The sequence below is a fragment of the Gammaproteobacteria bacterium genome (genome assembly GCA_013696315.1).
Taxonomy (GTDB): Bacteria; Pseudomonadota; Gammaproteobacteria; order JACCYU01; family JACCYU01; genus JACCYU01.
Map to the genome: position 1 here is coordinate 1 of JACCYU010000034.1, position 4,522 is coordinate 4,522.

Here is a 4,522-nt window from a genome sequence, read left to right on the forward strand (position 1 = left end):
GGGCAGCCGGCAGGGATCGTTGGGGTCGGCGCAGGTCAGCTCTACCGGAGTCGGCACGCGGCTGGATTCGCTGTAGCCGCCGTAAACGCCGATTGCCGGGATTGGCTGGTACGTGGCACCCAGCGCCGGATTGAAGCGGCTGTATTTGTGATCGCCGTTCAGTGCGGTGCCGAGCTGGTCGTCGAGCTTGACTACCGTGTAGTTGTAACGGCCCGAGGCGGTCACCGCCAGCGCGTCGGTCACCGACAACGTGTCCGTGAAGTAGACGCTATAGTTATTCACGTCGCTCTGCACGTCCACAAATGCTTCCGAGTCGAAAAAACCGCTGGCGATGGCGCGGCGGTTAGCGTTCAGCGCGCCAAGCTCCGTATTCGAACTGAAATCCGTCTCGCCGCGATCCACTTCGGCGCCCAGAATGAACTGATTCTGACGCGCGAACAGATCCTCGAGGTACGCCGCCTGCAGGCCGCCGCCGAAGCCGTCCTGATCGGTCTCGCTGCGATTCAAAGTGCCTGCCGGGATGCCCGCATCCTCGTCGCCGACGGATGCGATCGCGGGCACCGCGCCTAGCCGCGAATCCACCACCACCGCCTCTGTTTCCTCGCCGGTGACGGCGTCCACATCTGCGGAGCAGACGAAGCCCGCATTGGCCGGATCTTCGCAGGCCTCAAAGTCTGAATCGTCGCCGTTGAAGGTCTCGATATCGCTCATGCGATAGTAAACGTTGCCGGTAAGCAGCACTGACGATGACGCCTGGTGCGTGCCCCGCAGATTGAACATCACCAGATCGTTGAGCGTCTGATCCGGTACGGTGAATACCGCCGTCCGATCCAGCGCCAGCAGACCGGCAGGCACGGTGCCGTTGCCGATGAGATCCGTATCCGCCAGATTGAGACTGAGATCGAAGGTCGTGGCCTCCGACTGATTCCAGCTGAGATTACCGAACAGCTTGGTCGCATCCGAGGGCGAAAAATCCCGCCAGCCCTGCTCATCGAAATACTCGCCGGTCAAGAACCAGCCCCAGTCACCGCGGCTGCCGCCGTGCTCCAGTTGCGTTGAGTAACGCTCCCACGAGCCCGTATAAACCTCGGCGCGCGTGCCGGGATGCGTGAAGCCGGTCTTGGTTTGCAGCGAGAGCGCGCCGCCCAGGGTGTTGCGGCCGAATAACGGATTCGAACCGGGCACGACATTGATGCTGCCGATCGACGACTCCGGAATCAGCGCCCAGTTAAGCGTGTCGCCGAAGGGCTCGTTAATGCGCACGCCGTCCTGATACATGGACAAACCCTGCGGCAGCCCCAGCAGTGGCGAGGCGGTGAAGCCACGGTAGGATACGTCGCGCTGCAAGGGATTGTTCTGCCCATCGTTAACGTGCACGCTGCCAAGGCGGTTGTTCATGAACTCGGTGATGTTCGCGCTCTGGGAGTCTTCCAGTTCCTCACTCGTGACGGTTTGGACGTTGGCCGGAATTTGCGAGCGCGGCAAGCCGGTGCCGTGCATCGGCGTCACACCGATCACGTCGATCGTCTCGATCTGAACCTGCTCCGGACTCTCGCGTGCAATATCGGCGCGCGGCGCCGCGCGCGATCTTGTGGGAGCCGCGTCCGCACCGCCCTGAGCGCTTACACGGCCCGCGGACACGGATAATCCGATTATTGCGAGCGCCGAGACGGTCAATACCCCCACCTTACGCACACTACGCATTGGACTTGGCTCTCCGCTTGAATGGTCGTTGTCGACCTGTATTGACCCTGTACCCCTTGCGGCATAGCGGCCATTCCGGCGGCCGCAGTCGAGCAATTCCGCACTATGTTAGCTGGCGGAAAATTTTCCTATAGGAGTTTTTCCTAACATGCGGTTCGGTTCGCAGGTCTTGGGAGTCGCATCCGACGCGCGCGCAAAAAAAAGCCCGGAATCAGACTTTCCGGGCCCGCCACAAAAGGCGTAACGTCGCAATGATTAACAGGAACCGTCATCTGTATTGTGCATGTCTGGATAACATCCAGGCTATAGGAAATCTTCCCGAAAACAGAGCGATTTTGCCGCATCTACGGCGGCAAACAATTCGAATGTTACGCCGGTTGTGGGGCCTGCTATTGCGTGCGGATCGGCAGGCACACCGCCACGCGCGTACCTTCACCCGGCGCGGTCTCGATCTCGAATGCACCGCCCAGCACGCTGGCGCGTTCGCGCATACCGATCAGTCCCAGTCCCGTGCGGGTAGCGTGAATATCGAAACCACACCCGTTGTCCGTTACGCACAGGCGCAGCTCTCTTGTCCGCGCCGACGTCTCGATCTTCACCGACAACTGCTCGGCGCCCGCGTGGCGCTCGATATTCGTGAGACACTCCTGGACGATCCGATAGACATGTATGCTGACGGTGTCGTCGAGGCTGTTCAAATCCGCCTCGCCGCGATGCTGCAGGCGGCAGAACTGCTCCGGATGACGCGCGTTCCAGTCGTCGATGGTCTGCCCCAGGGTGATCACCAGGCCCAGCTCATCCAGGGTCGCCGGGCGCAACCGCTTAATCATGTTGCGGATGACCTCGAAAACGCGCGACGATACCGAGACGATGGCTTGCGCGCTCTCATGCACCTGCGGCGCGACGCCGCGGCTCCATTTGCTTATGGAGACCGCATCGGCCTGTACCGCGCTTAGGCACTGGCCCAGCTCGTCGTGGAGCTCGCGCGCCATCAGCCGCCGTTCTTCCTCCTGGATAGCCAAAGATTTCTGCGTGAGATAGCGGTTTTCCGCCGTACTTTTTTCCAGCGCGCCGGCCATGTGATTGAAACTGGAGGAAATACGCCCGAACTCCGGCAGCCTGAAAACCGGCAGCCGCAAACGGTAGTTACCGCGCTCGATGCCGTTCAGGCCCTTCAGAATGGTATCGATGGGCCGCATCGCGGCGCCCAGAGTTACAAACACCACCAGGTTGGCGGCCAGCCAGAAGCCGACCATAAGAATCAGTAGATCGCTGGTGTCCTGCCAGGCTTCCGTGATTTCGTCGGCCGGGTCCGCGTAAACCACAAGCTGCGAATACGGCGCGCTGTCCAGCGTTATGGACCGACGAAATTCCAGCTTTTGCCGCGCTAGCAGATTTTGAAACCAGCCGGGCGCCTGTGCGGTTTTTGCGCCCGCGCAGCCGCGACTCTGCAACGGTGGCGCGCCCTTTTCACCGTACAGCCCTATGCACAGATGACGGATGTTCTCAAGCGCATCAATTCGTTCGACCAGGCGCGTCCTGACCCGCGGATTGCCTTGCGGCTCCAGTGCGGCAATTGTTTCGCCCAGCAATTGAACAGTCAGAGTTACCGTGGACTGCAATTCGTCCTGCACGGCGCGGCGGGTATTGTTGATCGCGAGGAAAAGACCAAGCAGCAGCGCCAGCAGAAACAGCAAGGTGATTAACAGATTGAGGTGAAAGCGCAGGCTCATTATTCAATCGCCGCCTCTGGGTTCCAGCGGCGTTCCGGGAACAGTATTATTCAGCGACTTGGCTACGGCGCGCGCGGTCAGACCAACACGACACCATGCCGTATCGCCAGCCGCGCGAGCTCGGCTGCGCTGGCGACCTTGAGTTTGCCACGAATTTGCGTGTTGTAGTTTGCGACCGTCTTGACGCTCAGAGACAGCAGCGCCGCGATCTCGCTGACCGTGCGCCCTTCGGCCAGCAGCCGGAAAATTTCGAATTCGCGAACCGAAAGCGCGCCCAGCACATTGACCGCACCGGCACGGTTCACAGCCGCCAGACGTTTCTCGATGCCCGGGCCCAGATAAACGTCGCCGCCCACGACACGCTCGACCGCGGCTACCAGCACTTCGGCAGCGCTGCTCTTGCTGATATAACCGCGCGCGCCGGCTTGCAGCGCACGCTCTATGAAGACGCTTTCGTCGTGAATGCTGAACACCAGCACACGCGCCGCGCGATCGCGCTGAGTGATGCGCCTGATGGCCTCCAGCCCGCCGATTCCGGGCAGGGTAAGATCCATGACCACCAGATCGAAATGGTCGTGCGTGTAGCGCGCGTACGCCTGTTCGCCGGTATCGGCCTCGAACACGCTGATGTGGTGCGATGAATTCTCCAGCAGCCGGCGATAGCCCGCACGCACCACCGCGTGATCGTCCACGAGCAATATCTTTAGCGGATAGCTACTGTCGCGCATATATATTCTCTTGCTTGTCACACCGCGCGCCGATGTCGCATCGAACACGCCTGTTCTTCGTCCCTGTTTCCGAGCCCCTGTTCTGGAGCGCGGTGGGTGGCTGGCGACCTCTGACGATAGAATCCGCAAGATGCACAAGCACCTTACGCTGGCGATTCAGCCGCCGATATACGACATCTCTACTTTCGGCATCGGCAACGGGCGCGCGTTGCGCAGTTCGGAGTATCGATCCGCGCGCCGCCCCCAGATCGATTCGATTTGGCGCGCGAGCTGCTCATCGCTTGCGCCCTCGCGCAGTAGACTCCTGAAATCGTGGCCGCTGGTGGCGAACAGGCAGGTGTAAAGCATGCCCTGTGC

General features: G+C 60.9%; 4 protein-coding genes. All 4 read right to left on the reverse strand.

The window, feature by feature from the left end; genetic code table 11:
• Positions 1 to 1,704: TonB-dependent receptor (locus tag H0V34_02070; GenBank protein MBA2490523.1), on the reverse strand; the 1,704-nt coding region annotated here is incomplete at its 3' end.
• Positions 1,705 to 2,093: 389 nt separating this feature from the next.
• The gene (locus H0V34_02075) at positions 2,094 to 3,437 is read right to left on the reverse strand and encodes a sensor histidine kinase (protein MBA2490524.1); all 1,344 of its coding nucleotides are present in this window, start codon (positions 3,435 to 3,437) and stop codon (positions 2,094 to 2,096) included.
• Positions 3,438 to 3,514: 77 nt separating this feature from the next.
• On the reverse strand, positions 3,515 to 4,165 hold the full coding sequence (locus H0V34_02080) for a response regulator transcription factor (protein ID MBA2490525.1): 651 nt from the start codon (positions 4,163 to 4,165) through the stop codon (positions 3,515 to 3,517).
• 156 nt (positions 4,166 to 4,321) lie between these two features.
• Positions 4,322 to 4,522: GTP 3',8-cyclase MoaA (locus H0V34_02085; protein ID MBA2490526.1), on the reverse strand; the 201-nt coding region annotated here is incomplete at its 5' end.

Coding starts and splice junctions, on each gene's coding strand:
- H0V34_02075 (MBA2490524.1), bottom strand. CDS start 3,437: ATGAGCCTGCGCTTTCACCTCAATCTGTTAATCACCTTGCTGTTTCTG.
- H0V34_02080 (MBA2490525.1), bottom strand. CDS start 4,165: ATGCGCGACAGTAGCTATCCGCTAAAGATATTGCTCGTGGACGATCAC.